11 protein-coding genes are annotated in these 15917 nt (G+C 40.3%); 6 read left to right on the top strand and 5 right to left on the bottom strand.

Annotated features, from left to right (window positions below; all coding sequences use genetic code 11):
* Nucleotides 1–8 precede the first annotated feature (8 nt).
* Entirely contained in the window at nt 9–1913 is a 1905-nt protein-coding gene (gene dnaK / locus B2W36_RS20215; RefSeq protein WP_209578094.1) for a molecular chaperone DnaK, read from the top strand.
* 117 nt (nt 1914–2030) lie between these two features.
* Here the strand turns inward: dnaK and B2W36_RS20210 are convergent, their stop codons facing one another.
* The 3 genes from B2W36_RS20210 to B2W36_RS20200 all read right to left on the bottom strand — a co-directional run bounded on the left by B2W36_RS20210 (nt 2031) and on the right by B2W36_RS20200 (nt 5398).
* Nucleotides 2031–2714: a TIGR02117 family protein gene (locus tag B2W36_RS20210; protein WP_293889380.1), complete on the bottom strand. Its 684-nt coding sequence runs from the start codon at nt 2712–2714 to the stop codon at nt 2031–2033.
* A 96-nt stretch (nt 2715–2810) separates the two neighbouring features.
* The gene (locus tag B2W36_RS20205) at nt 2811–3722 is read right to left on the bottom strand and encodes a sugar phosphate nucleotidyltransferase (RefSeq protein ID WP_209578092.1); all 912 of its coding nucleotides are present in this window, start codon (nt 3720–3722) and stop codon (nt 2811–2813) included.
* A 134-nt stretch (nt 3723–3856) separates the two neighbouring features.
* A complete protein-coding gene (locus B2W36_RS20200; protein ID WP_209578091.1) occupies nt 3857–5398 on the bottom strand; it encodes a helicase HerA-like domain-containing protein in 1542 nt (513 codons plus the stop codon).
* A gap of 234 nt (nt 5399–5632) precedes the next feature.
* Here B2W36_RS20200 and B2W36_RS20195 point away from each other — a divergent pair, with 234 nt between their 5' ends.
* The 5 genes from B2W36_RS20195 to B2W36_RS20175 all read left to right on the top strand — a co-directional run bounded on the left by B2W36_RS20195 (nt 5633) and on the right by B2W36_RS20175 (nt 11492).
* On the top strand, nt 5633–5905 hold the full coding sequence (locus B2W36_RS20195) for a hypothetical protein (RefSeq protein ID WP_209578090.1): 273 nt from the start codon (nt 5633–5635) through the stop codon (nt 5903–5905).
* A gap of 234 nt (nt 5906–6139) precedes the next feature.
* On the top strand, nt 6140–7681 hold the full coding sequence (locus B2W36_RS20190) for a SulP family inorganic anion transporter (protein WP_293889379.1): 1542 nt from the start codon (nt 6140–6142) through the stop codon (nt 7679–7681).
* 209 nt (nt 7682–7890) lie between these two features.
* On the top strand, nt 7891–8538 hold the full coding sequence (locus tag B2W36_RS20185; RefSeq protein WP_209578088.1) for a carbonic anhydrase: 648 nt from the start codon (nt 7891–7893) through the stop codon (nt 8536–8538).
* 182 nt (nt 8539–8720) lie between these two features.
* Nucleotides 8721–10391, top strand: coding sequence for a glutamine--tRNA ligase/YqeY domain fusion protein (locus B2W36_RS20180; RefSeq protein ID WP_293884080.1), 1671 nt, complete (start codon nt 8721–8723; stop codon nt 10389–10391).
* A 435-nt stretch (nt 10392–10826) separates the two neighbouring features.
* Nucleotides 10827–11492: an OmpW/AlkL family protein gene (locus B2W36_RS20175; RefSeq protein WP_209578551.1), complete on the top strand. Its 666-nt coding sequence runs from the start codon at nt 10827–10829 to the stop codon at nt 11490–11492.
* Nucleotides 11493–11636: 144 nt separating this feature from the next.
* Here the strand turns inward: B2W36_RS20175 and B2W36_RS20170 are convergent, their stop codons facing one another.
* The gene (locus B2W36_RS20170) at nt 11637–14666 is read right to left on the bottom strand and encodes a DUF2723 domain-containing protein (RefSeq protein WP_293889378.1); all 3030 of its coding nucleotides are present in this window, start codon (nt 14664–14666) and stop codon (nt 11637–11639) included.
* A 240-nt stretch (nt 14667–14906) separates the two neighbouring features.
* On the bottom strand, nt 14907–15863 hold the full coding sequence (gene metF / locus B2W36_RS20165) for a methylenetetrahydrofolate reductase [NAD(P)H] (protein WP_209578549.1): 957 nt from the start codon (nt 15861–15863) through the stop codon (nt 14907–14909).
* Nucleotides 15864–15917 lie beyond the last annotated feature (54 nt).

Raw genomic sequence — 15917 nt, 5'->3', positions numbered from 1 at the left:
CACAAGATATGTCTAAAATTATAGGAATTGACTTAGGTACTACAAACTCATGTGTTGCCGTAATGGAAGGTAACGAGCCTGTAGTAATTACGAACAACGAAGGTAAACGTACAACTCCTTCGATCGTAGCTTTCGTAGAGGGTGGCGAGCGCAAAGTTGGGGACCCAGCAAAGCGTCAAGCAATTACTAACCCACATAAAACTATTTATTCCATCAAACGTTTTATGGGACTTTCATACGATGAAGCTGTGAAAGAAGCAGAACACGTACCTTATAATATCGTTAAAGGTGACAATAATACACCGCGCGTAGAAATTGACGACCGCAAATATACACCACAGGAGATTTCTGCAATGATTCTTCAAAAAATGAAGAAAACAGCTGAGGATTTCTTAGGTCAAGAAGTAACTGAAGCTGTTATTACAGTTCCTGCATACTTCAATGATGCACAACGTCAAGCAACAAAAGAGGCTGGAGAAATTGCTGGTTTATCAGTAAAACGTATCATCAACGAGCCAACAGCTGCAGCTTTAGCTTATGGCTTGGACAAAGCACACAAGGACATGAAAATCGTTGTTTTTGACTGTGGTGGTGGTACTCATGACGTTTCTGTACTCGAGTTAGGTGACGGTGTATTTGAGGTTAAATCTACTGACGGTGATACACACTTAGGTGGTGATGACTTTGATAACGTAATCATCAACTGGTTGAACGAAGAATTCAAAAGTGAAAATAATGGCTTTGACTTGAAAAAAGACCCAATGGCATTGCAACGTTTGAAAGAAGCTGCTGAGAAAGCGAAAATTGAATTGTCAAGCTCAACTTCTACTGAAATCAACCTGCCATATATCACTGCTGATGCAACTGGACCAAAACACTTAGTTCGTTCATTATCACGCGCTAAATTTGAGGCTTTGGCTGCTGACTTGATCAAGAGAACAATTGCTCCTTGTGAATCAGCATTGAAAAATGCAGGTTTCAGCAAATCCGATATTGATGAAATTATCTTAGTAGGTGGTTCTACTCGTATCCCGGCAATCGTTGATGCGGTAAAAGCATTCTTCGGAAAAGAGCCTTCTAAAGGTGTAAACCCGGATGAAGTGGTAGCTTTAGGTGCTGCTATCCAAGGTGGTGTATTGACCGGTGAAGTGAAAGACGTTTTATTATTGGATGTAACTCCACTTTCACTGGGTATTGAAACAATGGGTGGTGTGATGACTAAATTGATCGAAGCAAATACGACAATTCCAACTAAAAAATCGGAAACATTCTCTACTGCTTCGGATAATCAACCATCAGTAGAAATTCACATTCTACAAGGTGAGCGTCCTATGGCGAACCAAAACCGTACAATCGGCCGTTTCCATTTGAACGATATTCCACCTGCTCCTCGTGGCGTTCCGCAAATCGAAGTTACTTTTGACATTGATGCGAACGGTATCATCAAAGTGTCTGCGAAAGATAAGGCTACTGGAAAAGAACAAAATATCCGCATTGAAGCATCTTCAGGTTTGTCTGACGAAGAAATCAAACGCATGAAAGAAGAAGCTGAAGCCAATGCTGATGCCGACAAAAAAATGAAAGAAGAAGCTGATAAGGTAAACGCAGCCGATGCTTTAATCTTCTCAACTGAAAAACAATTGAAAGAATATGGCGACAAAATTTCAGCAGATAAAAAAGCACCAATTGAAGCTGGCTTAGCGAAATTAAAAGCTGCATACGAAGCGAAAAACTTCGCTGATATTGACGCTGCTTCTGAAGAATTGCAAAATGCTTGGAATGCTGCTTCTGAAGAGATGTATGCTGCTTCTCAAGGCGGTGCTCAACAGCCTCAAGGTGATGCAGGACAAGCTCAAGGTGGAAACCAAGGTGGTGATGATGTAACTGACGTCGATTACGAAGAAGTGAAGTAATCACTCCTCCTCATAAAAAAAGCTCCGGGAACATTAATCCTGGAGCTTTTTTTTATTTTAACCCTTTCGCTTTTCTATTTCTTAACATTCAACGACTACTTTTTTATGCGCTTCGAGCTATTGCTTGTTCTTATAGTGACTTAATATTCCTTTGTCGAATGTAGCCCATATTCCTGCCGGCATATCCGCCTTCTTTAAAGCATTATTTGTCCAGGTATTGCAGGAATAAAACATACTATACGCACCTTTCGCTTCATAAAACGCATCTGAATCACCATATTGTGCATTTGTATTCACTAAAATAGCTTGATTTTGATTTCCGTCTAACGATTGTTTGATATACTGTACCAAATCATGGTATTGCGATCTACTGATCTGATAAGAAAAACATAATTCATCTTCCTGAATGGTATTGTAATAGGTCACATGAATGGCGGACTGGCCTAATCCGAAAGCAGCGATGAATGCTGTGGAGGCTTTTAGATCCTTCCATTCCGGCGTATCCAAATAAAACCCTTTGTCCCCCCAGCCGATCCCAACATACTGATATCCGTGATGTTTCCCGATCGTATTTTCATAAGGAAACAATTGCGACCAATCCATCTCTTCGTTGACGACCGGTAACACAATATCGGTATGAACACCATTTGATTTGACAAAGACCTGCACTGTCTTATCTACGTTGATTTCTCTTCGCTGCGCTGAAATGCGCGACAAACTGTATTCCGCCACAATATAAAGCACGCAAAAAGACAACAACCCTAAAATAAAATAACCTAACACTTTAAGAACTTTTTTCATCTAAGATCTATTTCCACTCATTAATCAAGCAAACAGGACAAAAAAAACCTGCATTGCTGGCAATACAGGTGAAAGATAAGCTATTTCTTTTAGCTCTTAAAATAACTTTTCAGGATAGACTCCATCAGCAACCAATTTTGAAATTGATTCCTGTACAATAGGTTTATCCTCTTTATATGTTACACCAAACCATTTCGATGAAGTTGGAATTACTTTGAAATCCGCCAATTTATGTTTCACCATATAATCTGGTACGGAAGGTATAAAAAATTCTGCTTTTAAATTCTCTTTGTTTTCCTCGACAAAAGCAGGGAACATCGCTTGTGCCACTTCGAAAATTTTTGGTGTAAACCCCCAAAAGTTCATTGAAACACGCGTTTTTGGATCTAGATCCGTTTCCATGCCATTTTCTTCGTACACGATTTTGCGGTTATCACCTTCGCCTTTGTAATATATATTTGTCCGTTCGGTTACACTTTGCATGTGTCCTGAAGGCGTCACCTCACATACACCACGCGAAACATAACCATAATCAGACATGGTATTTCCAACCTGAAAACCCATTAACGACATTTGTTGGTCAGAAACCTCAGTCATTAAGAATTCAGCCATTTTTTGAAAAGAATCGGATCCGTAAAAATCGTCTGCATTGATGACACAAAATGGTCCATGTACCTTGTCTTTAGCACTCATCACCGCATGCGCTGTACCCCAAGGCTTAGTTCTCTCGATCACATGATTGACACCGAATTTCGTCAGGTCAAAATCTTGAAAAGCATAATCTACTTCTATTTTACCCTTCAATTTCTCATCAAATACTGCTTTCATTTTTTCCAGAAATTCTTCCCGGATAATGAATACAACTTTTCCAAATCCTGCGCGAATGGCATCGTAAATTGAATAGTCAATAATCGTCTCGCCGTGTGGGCCAAATCCATCTACTTGTTTTAAAGAACCATACCGGCTAGCCATTCCTGCTGCCAAAATCAAAAGGGTTGGTTTACTCATATTTAAATTGCGTTAATAGAATTTTCTTTTCGTGGGTAAACTTAGCTAAATTTGCCTTTAAAAGCAAATTTCGGCAAGTTCAGCTCTACCCTCAAAGGTATAGTATTGAAACGAAAAAGATCAAAAAATTATTGTTATTTCTTTTTTAAGAATGCGTTTAATAACCCCGTTGCCAATTTGCCCAAAAACTTCACGCCCTCACGCGCTAAAGTAGTTGTAGCAGTTCGTTGCGCAGCTTCCAAAGGAGTCTGTCTTCGGGAAGTAGGCCGACTTGCCTTTTCCACTTCTTTTTGCTGCGCCGCGTGCTGTTGTTCCTGCTCCACGGCCTGCATTCGTTCTTCTATGATTTCAGTCGCAGAACGATTTTCTTGCCGCTTTTGGTATTTAGCTTTTAAATCAGACTGATTGATAATTTGTAGGATTGTTGGGTCACTTGCAGGCCCCATCACGGCACGGGCAGGTATCAAATGCGTAGCAACAACCTCCGTGGGGATACCTTTATCATTCAATACGGTAATAAATGCCTGCCCCGTTCCCAAGGAGGTTAAGACCTGATCAATTTCATAAAAGTCGGATTTCGGATAAGTTTTAACAATCTTCTTTAAGTTTTCAGCATCGTTTGGTGTAAAAGCACGCAAGGCATGTTGCACACGATTTCCCAACTGCGCCAAAACAGATTCTGGCACATCGGTTGGGGACTGCGTACAAAAGAAAACCCCGATCCCTTTCGATCGAATCAGGCGAATGATCTGATCAACCTGTGCCAGAAAGGCTTTAGGAGCTCCGTTGAACAGTAGATGGGCTTCGTCAAAGAAAAAGACAAGCTTAGGTTTGTCCAAATCACCTACCTCGGGCATATTTTTAAACAGCTGTGCCAGTAAGCTTAACAAAAATGTAGAATAAAGTATGGGCTGATCTTGTACATCGGAGATATTTAATAAGCTAATCACGCCCTTACCATCCACCTTTTGAAACAAATCGTTGATATCAAACTCTTTCTCACCGAAAATATGCGCTAGGCCTTGCTGTTCCAATGCAACGATCTTACGTAAGATGGTTCCCGAGCTTGCTGTGCTAATCTTACCATAATCATTTTTTATTTCTTCGCTACCCGGTCCTTCCGAAAGGTAGGTAAGCAATTTCTTGGTATCTGAAAAATCGATCAAGGGCATTTGTTGATCCTGCGCATACTTAAAAATAGCCGCTAATACGCCCGTTTGCGTTTCATTGAGCTCCAGTATCCTGCCTAGCAAGACCGGCCCAAAGTCCTCTACAGTAATCCGCATAGGAATTCCCTTGTTGCCAGAAAGTGAATACAATTCAACGGGAAACGATGATGGCTCAAATGGTATGCCCACAGCACTTCCCCGATCAATAAGTGCCTGATTGATCAGTCCTGGCTCTGCTAAACCTGACAAGTCGCCTTTGACATCCAGCATAAATACGGGTACAGCGGCATCCGACAACTGTTCGGCGATTAATTGTAACGTACGGGTTTTACCTGTGCCCGTGGCGCCGGCAATAAGTCCGTGACGGTTCATCATTTTCAAAGCTAAATTCACTTTTGCTTCAGTTTGAATTTCCCCATTGAGAATTCCTGCCCCCAAATAAATGAATGCTCCTTTTGGGTTATAGGATACCTTTACCTTCTCAATAAATTGTTCTTTATTTGCCATACCTAAGGCTTTAAGTTTATAAATCAATAAAAATTGAAAAACGTTTCATAAAAATAATCTCTTCGTCACAATTTAGTGCCAAAATATATTTTTTAGTGCACTATTAATTTGAATTTAACATGGAATTACTATTTTTACGATGTAAAACAGTAAGACTAAAGGTAATAAAAAATGTTAAATAAGCGGTTTAGATTTGTGGCAGCGTTCATTTGCGCGATCATCTTTTTCACAAAGATGGCTATATCTATTTCACCTATTTTTTCCAATAGTTTAGATCAAAGTACAATCTTACAGGTTGTTTTACAACTGGAAATCGAGAACAATAATGGCGCGAGTAATGATACACTCGAAACAGCCTCAAAATTTTTCAATACGAAGTCAGAAGAACCTATTGTATTCGAAACTATACTCGTTGAGAACCAAGGAAAACAAAAGAATTATCTTAAAAATGAGAAAAGCATTTTAGCTTTTCACCCTACGGTTCCAACACCCCCTCCTAACTTATAACGACATCCTATCGGGATGTTTTCCTCTCGACCTGCACGCGAAAGAAAAAGCGTGTACGGTATTCTTGATTTTTCTTAAGCAATCTTTGCTCTGGCATTATCGGTCTATTGTTGGCCTTTTGTTGAGTGCAACGCATACGTCGATGCTCCCAGCCAATAAGCCCTGTATCCGTTATTGCTGCCGCTATTATAGGTTGCTTGATGAAAACTTTATTTACAGATAAACACAAATTTTATGTTTGGAACTCGTACGTCGGCTTTTCTGAAATTATCGAAAAGAGACTTAAAATATGACTTCCCTGCTAGTGTTGTGGTGTTTTTAGTGGCACTTCCATTATGTTTGGGAATTGCAATGGCCTCAGGTGCGCCATTGTTTGCAGGATTATTGACAGGTGTAATTGGTGGAATCGTGGTCGCTTCCATCAGTAAATCACCACTCAGTGTAAGTGGACCAGCTGCTGGTCTAACTGTTATTGTCTTAGGTGCTATTCAAAGCCTAGGCGCATATGAAACCTTTTTACTTGCCGTCGTCATTGCTGGCATAATACAAGTCATTCTTGGAATATTAAAAGCTGGAATGATCGGCAATTATTTTCCCTCAGCAGTCATTGTAGGGATGCTTGCGGCAATCGGTATTACGATTATCATGAAACAAATTCCTTTAGCATTGGGTTTGGTGGAATCACACGCCTTTGAAATGGACAATGGACATGGTATTGGTGCTTATTTTGATACAATTGCCTCTGCAATCAACTTTGGTGCATTTATCATCTGTGCGCTTTCTTTGGCGATTCTTATCTTTTGGCCATCGATTCCAAAGCTCAATAAAATTCCAGCCCCATTGGTGGTTGTAATTTTAGGTGTCAGCTTAGCTTACCTTTTCAACGGATCAGCATTCCAATTGCATGAAAAGCAATTTGTTTTGGTTCCGGTTGTAGGTTCCTTCTCCGAGTTCACGGGTTTATTTACACTTCCAGATTTTACACAGGTAGTGAACAAAGAGGTGTGGATTGCTGCGTTTACCATTGCGATTATCGCTAGCCTTGAAACCCTATTGAGCATCGAGGCTGTGGATAAAATAGATCCGTACAAAAGAAATACTCCAACTAACCGCGAACTTGTTGCGCAGGGGATCGGTAATATGACCAGCGGACTTTTAGGGGGCCTACCATTGACATCCGTTATCGTTCGCTCATCGGCAAACGTCAATGCTGGAGGAAAAACGAGACAATCTGCTGTTATGCATGGTATTTGGCTTTTGGTCGCTATGCTTGCTATCCCAACAATGCTAAATATGATTCCGCTAGCCTGTCTAGCCGCTATTCTCCTTCATACAGGGTACAAATTAGCAAAACCAAGCCTGTTCACCTCCATGTACAAAAAAGGTTTAGATCAATTTATCCCATTTTGTGTCACTATTGTTGCAATTGTTTTTACGGATCTTCTGATAGGGGTAGGAATAGGCATTGTCGTGGCAACATGCTATATTTTGAGAGCAAATATGAAAAATGCTTTTAAATACAATATTGAAAGAGACAATGAAGAAGATAAAGCTATCATTACTTTAGCTGAAGAAGTATCATTTTTGAATAAAGTCCCTATTCAACAAAAATTATACAGCCTCCCAAAATCGATCAGCAAGATCCGGATCGATGGGACATTCAGTAAGTTCATCGATAAAGATGTCATCGAAGTCATAAAAGATTTTGAACAGAATGCAAGAAGCAAGGGAAAAGACATCGAACTTTTGCAGGTTGTCTATAAAAAGCCTTCCTAGGACGAAGGCATTCTTTATAGATTACTGTACTTGGTTGGGCATCATATTGCATGAAAAGACTCGATTGGGACGGCAGGGACAATCATTGAGATCGGGAACGGATTTTCAATGAAAATAAGTTGTTTGAAGTAAACAATGAATTTAGACATTTGTATTCATTATCATAAAATAGAAACTACGCCTGCGGGCACGAATGAAATAAGAAAAATATGGAAAATAAAGATTTAATAACAGGATTTGACAATATCATTAAGGGAAATAAAGAGTGGATGGAATTTGTGAAAAATGACGTAACAGGACGGTTCCAGCAGCTTGCCAAAGGTCAGAATCCGGAAATTCTTTGGATCGGTTGTGCAGATAGCCGAGTACCCGCAAACGAATTGACTGGCACAAAGCCAGGAGAGGTATTCGTACACCGCAATATTGCCAACATGGTCATTCACTCTGATATGAGCATGCTTTCAGTATTAGACTATGCAGTCAATGTTTTGAAAGTAAAACATGTCATTATCGCAGGTCACTATGGCTGTGGAGGTGTAGCGGCTTCTCTAAGCCGCAAGCAGTACGGCATTATTGACAACTGGCTTGGCCATATCAAAGATGTATATCGTTTACATAGCGCAGAGATTGATGCGATCGAAGAACACGATAAAAAGGTAAATCGCTTAATCGAGCTTAATGTAAAAGAGCAAGTTTTTAATCTTTGTGCAACGTCCATCATTCAAAATGCGTGGAAAGAACGTAATGATCTTGCAGTACATGGCATGATTATCAATATCGGTACTGGAGAATTGATCGACCAACATTGTACGTTTACGAATAATGATGAACTGGGAGAAGTCTTCTCGTATAAATAGCGTAGTAATAAAAATCGGTAAAAGGGGCATTGCATAATATTGCCCCTTTTTTTTGCCAGATCAAAAGGTTATTAACTATGCACATAGTAAGCTATATAACACGCACATTCCACCGCTTATCCTGAGCCGAATATCTACGATCTCCTAGCAAATATCTCGTCGCGAATAATTAACTTTGCACTATGAGTGAAGAAAAATCATTAAATTTTATCGAGGAAATTGTCGAAGAGGATCTTCGTACAGGAAAGCATGGCGGACGTGTATTGACACGTTTCCCTCCTGAGCCAAATGGTTACCTCCACATTGGTCACGCCAAATCCATCTGCTTGAACTTTGGATTAGCACAGCAGTATAATGGCAAGACTAATCTACGTTTTGATGACACTAACCCTGTCACTGAGGATACTGAGTATGTTGAAAGCATCAAGAAAGATATTCAATGGCTTGGATTCCAGTGGGCAGAGGAATTATATACTTCAGATTATTTTGAGACATTATACAGTTATGCCGTTGAGCTAATAAAAAAAGGTCTAGCATACGTTGACGATAGCACAGCTGAAGAAATCGCTGCCGCGAAAGGTACCCCTACAGAACCGGGAGTTCCGACGCCTTACCGCGGCAGGTCTGTTGAAGAGAATCTTGCTTTATTTGCAGAAATGCGTGCCGGTAAATACAAAGACGGCGAAAAAGTACTCCGGGCAAAGATAGATTTAGCTAGCCCGAATATGCATATGCGCGACCCTTTGTTGTACCGCATCAAACACGCTCATCACCATAGAACTGGCGATCAATGGTGTATCTATCCCATGTATGACTTTGCACATGGACAATCCGATTCTATCGAGAAAATTACACATTCGATCTGTACATTGGAATTTATCCCACACCGCCCACTTTATGATTGGTGTATTGAAAAATTGGAGATTTTCCCTTCTAAGCAATACGAATTTGCCCGTTTGAATATGACCTATACCGTCATGAGTAAACGCAAATTGCTGCAATTAGTTAATGACAAATTTGTTGAAAGCTGGGACGATCCACGTATGCCTACGATCTCAGGATTGCGAAGAAGAGGCTATACACCTGCGAGTATCCGTAACTTCTGTGAGAAAATCGGTGTTCAAAAGCGTGAAAATATGATCGATGTCAGTCTTCTGGAATTCTGTATTCGAGAGGATCTCAACAAAACAGCATGGCGCAGAATGGCTGTATTAGATCCAATTAAATTAGTCATCACTAACTATCCTGATGGCCAGGTAGAAGAACTTATCGGTGAAAACAATCCAGAAGTTGAAGGTGGTGAAGGCGCGCGGTCCATTCCATTTTCAAAAGAACTTTGGATAGAACGCGATGATTTTATGGAAGACGCTCCAAAAAAATTCTTCCGTTTAGCTCCAGGACTTTCTGTGCGTTTAAAACACGCATATATCGTAACCTGTCACGATTTTGTGAAAGATGAAAATGGAAAAGTAACGGAAGTGCATTGTACATATGTTCCAAATTCTAAATCAGGAGAAGATACTTCTGGGTTGAAAGTGAAAGGAACAATTCATTGGATCTCCGTGCCGCATGCGAAAGAAGCCGAAGTGAGATTGTACGACAGATTGTTCAATGATGAAAACCCTGCTGCTGCAGAAGATTTCAAAGCATCGATTAACCCTGAAAGCTTGCATATTATTGAACGCGCTTATATTGAACCGGATCTAACACATGCAACTCCGGGAAAAGGTTATCAATTTATACGACTGGGATATTTTACATTAGATACACATTCTACCCCTTCCCAATTAGTCTTTAACCGTACGGTTACACTGAAAGATTCCTGGGGCAAAGAGGTAAAGAAAAATGCATAAAAGATTTATTCTTAACTAAAAGAGGTCGGAAGTGATTCCGACCTCTTTTAGTTTATGGTATGTCCTTTTACTAAATCTGCAGCCAGCTTTGACATTTTCCTTCCCCAAAAAGCATATATAAACACAGTCATCCTCTTCACAGCATTTCTGATAAATTTAGGCAACGCTATCAAACCTGAGATCATCCTAAATTTTTGCTTTTTCTCCAACATGCAATATAGCCTTCGAAAATTCAGGCTTTACTCAAGACTGACAAACAAAATTCCCCCAGAGTCAAAAACAGATACAGATGTGCTTTTTTTTGACAATAATTTATAAAGGTACGTCATGTACACTACTCAAAGCATTATATCATTCATTTTTCAACTTGATTATCGTCACTCTTTTGCCTTGATTTTAGCAATAGTTTTACGTCAAATAAATACCCTTAATGATATGAAAAAGTTATTTTTAATCGCATTGACACTCACTTTAGGAGCACTAAGTTTACAAGCACAAACAATCCCTAATCAACGTTGGCAAATGAGACTCAGAGGAGTGGCAGTCATGCCAAACGAATCGGCTACTATTAATACGATAGGCGGAGACGTGGACATCAACACAAAGTTTATTCCTGAACTGGACTTCACCTATTTTTTCACAAAAAACATTGCGGCGGAATTGATTCTTGGAACGACAAAACATAATGTGCATACAACAGGCTCAGATTTAACTGCGATTGGTGGAAGTTCATCCAGCAATGTCGATCTAGGCAGTGTTTGGCTTCTTCCTCCTACGCTTACAGCTCAATATCACTTCTTCCCCGATGGAGCTATAAAACCTTATGTGGGCGCAGGGATAAATTACACGATATTCTATAGTGCTAACGCTGGATCAACTGTAAAGAATGTGAAATACGACAATGCTTTTGGCTTCGCTACCCAACTCGGGATTGACTTTAAGCTATCAGACAAATATTTTGTGAATTTAGATGCTAAATATATTCTTTTAAAGACAGATGTTAATGTGGATGCATCCAACTTGGCTCCCAACTTATCCATACCGGCAAAAGTTGATATCAATCCTTTTCTCCTTGGCTTTGGAGTCGGCATGAAATTCTAATCATTTGGCTCATTTCCCTATCCTATATGTATCGAGGCCGCTTTCAGTATATGAAAACGGCCTCATCTGGTTCCTTAGCTCAAGCATATTCATCCAGTTACCATTTAGGCAAACCCAATACATTGGCTTCGTTTGTTACAAACATTACTCTAGACCATACCAGTTTTGATATTGACGCCTTAAGCCCTCGACACGCGCTAATCGTTTATCCTCTTTCGCATCCGATAAAATTTTACGGTAGCGATCTACCGAGTCCAATCCAACCTGAATATCATTCCATTCGAAGCTTAAATTTTTCTTATCCACTACGAGTTGATGCAAATATTCCATATTTTCAGCTACATAATTTAGATTTCGATCCATCATATTATTGGCGAGCTGAGGTTGTCCAGAACGATATAGACTATCAATAATATCAGCATAGTTGACTGCATCTGACATAGCATACACGCGCGCAGGTAATTGATCATATGCTTTTTTAGCAACTTCTCCTGCTTGTTTTATTTGGCCATTAGCCAACAACAGACGCGCTGCTTTTCCAAAAATATCTCTTGCATACATGCTTGAAAAGCGGAATGAATCCGTATCAACATATCGAGCGTTTTTTATATTGCCCCAATTATACGTGTGCATAATGTTATGATATAAAGCTTCAATGTTCACTAGTCCGGCTTGCTCAATTTGCTTTTCTGTTGACGCACCTGTAGCTGCGACCGGCATCAGTCTAGACGTGAAACCTTCATTAACAAGATATTTATCTAATCCTAATTTAAGATCACTTGGCAACATATTTGAAAAATAGACGGGCCTGTTCCATTTGTTATTTTCAAGCACCGATAAGATTGTTAAATCTGCCCTTGTTAGGTGGTCATTTGGTATCTCCCATTCCATAATTGATACAATAGCTTCCTGCAAATAAGATGGAACTGCATTTTTCTTGACGACCTCCGCTTTATTAACGTCCAGTTTGACTTTTCTTGAGGGGAAATAATTTTCCCTCTCACCGGAATTCAACTGAACTTTATAATCGGGATCATCTGACGTCACAAATTGTAATAACTGACCTGCATCAACAGCTTTGTCGAGTTGCCTATCCACAAAGGGGATATAATCACGGACACCTTTTTTTGTCTTTTCTGCCGGAATTGTCACGGGGAGGCCTGCTGCTCGATAAGTCGGCTGCCTGGCCTGTTGCATATACCAATCACCGGTAAGATAACTTAAGACGACCACCCGTACATCGGGACGCACACCTTCTACTTCTTGTAAGTACCACACCGGAAATGTATCATGATCGCCATACGTAAATAGGATTGCATTTGGAGCACAGGCCTCAAGATAATTACGCGCCAAGTCCCTTGCCATCGATTTCTCCGATCGATCATGATCGTCCCAGTTTTGATGAACCAAAATAATGGGGCCGCCCAGCAACGCAAAAGATAAACCAGTCGCCAAAGCATAACGTGTTCGTACAAAACGTTTGAAAAAACGAACCAATGCGATCAGCCCCAATCCAATCCAGATTGCAAAGGCGTAGAAAGAGCCCACATAAGCATAATCCCGCTCCCGAGGTTGCATGGGCGTTTGATTTAGGTAAACAACAATCGCTATTCCGGTAAATACAAACAGCAGGGTTACGACCAAAGTATAAGGCTTGTTGTTTCGATACAACCATACCGCACCAGCTATTCCCAAAAGCAGCGGCAGAAAGAAATAGGTATTTCGGCTCGGATCATGTGCCTGCGATTGCGGTAGTTTATCTTGCGCACCTAGTCGCCAGTTATCGAATGCTTTGACCCCCGACAGCCAGTTGCCATCGCTATAGGTCCCATACCCTTGTCGATCATTCTGTCTACCGACAAAATTCCATAAGAAATAGCGCGTATACATATCGCCAAGCTGAAAATTGAAAAAGAATTTAAAATTGTCGGAGAATTGTGGTTGCTCTCCCTCTTTCAAATTGAGGTAACTTCTATAATAGGCTTGATGGTTTCCATCTTGGCTGTAGATACGCGGGAAAAAGGTTTCCTTATCAAATTGATATTTGTCTATCTGTGTAAAGGGTACATACGCCGATTGATCTTTCCGATAGCCTGTCTTACTCTTTACACCAACCACTTGCGAATCATAATACGGGCCTTTGAGCAATGGCTCCCGGACATATTGTTCCCGGCTCAAATATCCCAAAAAAGAAAATACATTATCCGGCGCATTATTATTCAAGGATGGATTTGCTTTTCCCCGGATCATGACCATGGTGTAGGAACTGTATCCAAATAAAACAAAACAAAAAACTAACAAAGCGGTGTTGAGCGTGTATTTGCGCTTTGTATACGAATAATACAAACCGCAAACTATCAATCCTACCAGCAATGAGCACGAGAAGAAAATTCCGGAACCAAATCCCATTCCAAGTGAGTTTACAAATACAAGGTCAACTTTAGCAGCCAGGCCAACCAACCATTGAATAATACCCCACAAAACGGCTCCCAGGATCAGTACACCTACTACAAACGCTTTTAAGGTACCTTTCGCACTCACCTGAGTTGCTTTTCTGAAATAGACCACCATCGCTATCGCTGGGATAGCCAAAAGATTCAATAAATGGACTCCAATAGAAAGCCCCATAACAAAACCGATAAATACCAGCCAACGATCACTACCTTCTTCATCAGCACGAGCTTCCCATTTTAATATCCCCCAAAACACAACTGCTGTACACAAGGACGACATCGCATAAACTTCGGATTCTACGGCCGAATACCAAAATGAATCGCTGAAACTAAATGCCATTGCACCAACAATTCCTGCGCCGAAGATCTGCAAGCAGTTGGATAAAGGTGCGTATTTGTCTTCGCGGAGTATCTTCTTGGCAATTGCTGTTATCGTCCAAAATAAAAATGTAACCGTAAGCCCGCTGCAAATTGCCGATCCGATATTCATCCAATAGGCGATTTTACCTGCATTACCCAAAGCCAAGTTTGAAAATACATTCTGAATCAGAAGAAACAATGGTGCCCCAGGTTGGTGTGCTACTTCCAGCTTGTAAGCACAGGCAATGAATTCACCACAATCCCACCAGCTTACCGTCTTTTCCACGGTAGCAATGTATACACATGTGGCAATGAGTCCGCAAGCAAAACCCAGTAGAGAATTTATTCTGTTGTACGTCATAAGGTCAATTGGTCTTCTATTAAAATCCTTTTTAGGACTTTAAGTTAAAAAGTTATCCTGATTCCAATATGTTAATTAACACTATTTAACACAAGTACCTGACAATAAACACACTGACACTTGCACGCACGCAAATGACTCCGTTACCAACACGACGACTCGGCTATAAGGTCAATTATAGGATATCTTAACAATGAAAAAGGGAGCTTATCAGCTCCCTTTCGCGGGTATTTTTATGAGTTAGGCTAGTTTTTCTACAATTTTCTTTGTTGGACCCGGATTACTCATCGTATAGAAATGTAAAACCGGAGCACCAAACTTGATCAGCTCCTGACATTGTTGTACTAACCACTCTTCTCCGACTTGTCTGACGTCGGCATTCGTTTTACATTCCGAAACAGCATCGCTCAGTTCTTCTGGAATATCGAGATGAAATATTCGTGGTAAGGTCACGAGCTGCTTTTTAGTTGTCAGTGGCTTTAATCCTGGAATAATAGGCACATGTATTCCATTATCTCTACATTTAGTAACAAATTCCTTATATTTTTCGACATTAAAGAACATTTGAGTTACAATAAATTCCGCCCCCATATCGACTTTTTGTTTCAGATATTTAAAGTCAGTATTAAAATTTGGCGATTCAAAGTGTTTTTCGGGGTAACCTGCTACACCGATGCAAAAATCAGTCTTTTCCGATGTGACAATATCCTCATGCAGATACTTTCCTTTATTCATATCAGCAACCTGTTCCAATAGGTCTGTTGCAAAAGCATGTCCACCATCCGTCGGAATAAAATCAGCATCGCCCTTACGTGCATCTCCGCGCAATACTAAGACATTATCTATACCCAGGAAGTTCAAATCGATCAGTGCATTTTCGGTTTCCTCCTTAGTAAAACCACCACATATCAAATGGGGCACAGCATCAACTTTATATTTATTCATGATTGCTGCACATATCGCCACTGTCCCAGGACGTTTGCGATAGGAAACGCGTTCCAGTAATCCACTTGCATGCTCTTTATAGATATAATCTTCCCGGTGGTAAGTTACGTCGATAAAAGGAGGTTTAAACTCCATCAGTTCATCCATGGTTTTAAAAATACTTTGGATGCCCTGCCCTTTCGCCGGTGGCAATAGCTCAAAAGAAAATAATGTTTTTCCTTTGGCATTCTGGATATGATCGATAATCTTCATTAAAAAACTGTTTTTTAGTTTGGTTGGCTTATATCGAAACGCACACGTCGAGGA

This window comes from Sphingobacterium sp. UBA3549, assembly GCF_002376635.1.
Taxonomy (GTDB): Bacteria; Bacteroidota; Bacteroidia; order Sphingobacteriales; family Sphingobacteriaceae; genus Sphingobacterium.
The sequence above is the reverse complement of the archived record's forward strand: the minus strand, read 5'-3'. Positions and strand labels throughout refer to the sequence as shown.

Excerpts from the sequence above, each read along its gene's own strand:
- B2W36_RS20205 (WP_209578092.1), bottom strand. The coding sequence starts at position 3,722 with ATGAGTAAACCAACCCTTTTGATTTTGGCAGCAGGAATGGCTAGCCGG.
- B2W36_RS20210 (WP_293889380.1), bottom strand. The coding sequence starts at position 2,714 with ATGAAAAAAGTTCTTAAAGTGTTAGGTTATTTTATTTTAGGGTTGTTG.
- B2W36_RS20185 (WP_209578088.1), top strand. The coding sequence starts at position 7,891 with ATGGAAAATAAAGATTTAATAACAGGATTTGACAATATCATTAAGGGA.
- B2W36_RS20200 (WP_209578091.1), bottom strand. The coding sequence starts at position 5,398 with ATGGCAAATAAAGAACAATTTATTGAGAAGGTAAAGGTATCCTATAAC.
- B2W36_RS20180 (WP_293884080.1), top strand. The coding sequence starts at position 8,721 with ATGAGTGAAGAAAAATCATTAAATTTTATCGAGGAAATTGTCGAAGAG.
- B2W36_RS20195 (WP_209578090.1), top strand. The coding sequence starts at position 5,633 with ATGGCTATATCTATTTCACCTATTTTTTCCAATAGTTTAGATCAAAGT.
- B2W36_RS20170 (WP_293889378.1), bottom strand. The coding sequence starts at position 14,666 with ATGACGTACAACAGAATAAATTCTCTACTGGGTTTTGCTTGCGGACTC.
- metF (WP_209578549.1), bottom strand. The coding sequence starts at position 15,863 with ATGAAGATTATCGATCATATCCAGAATGCCAAAGGAAAAACATTATTT.
- B2W36_RS20175 (WP_209578551.1), top strand. The coding sequence starts at position 10,827 with ATGAAAAAGTTATTTTTAATCGCATTGACACTCACTTTAGGAGCACTA.
- B2W36_RS20190 (WP_293889379.1), top strand. The coding sequence starts at position 6,140 with ATGTTTGGAACTCGTACGTCGGCTTTTCTGAAATTATCGAAAAGAGAC.
- dnaK (WP_209578094.1), top strand. The coding sequence starts at position 9 with ATGTCTAAAATTATAGGAATTGACTTAGGTACTACAAACTCATGTGTT.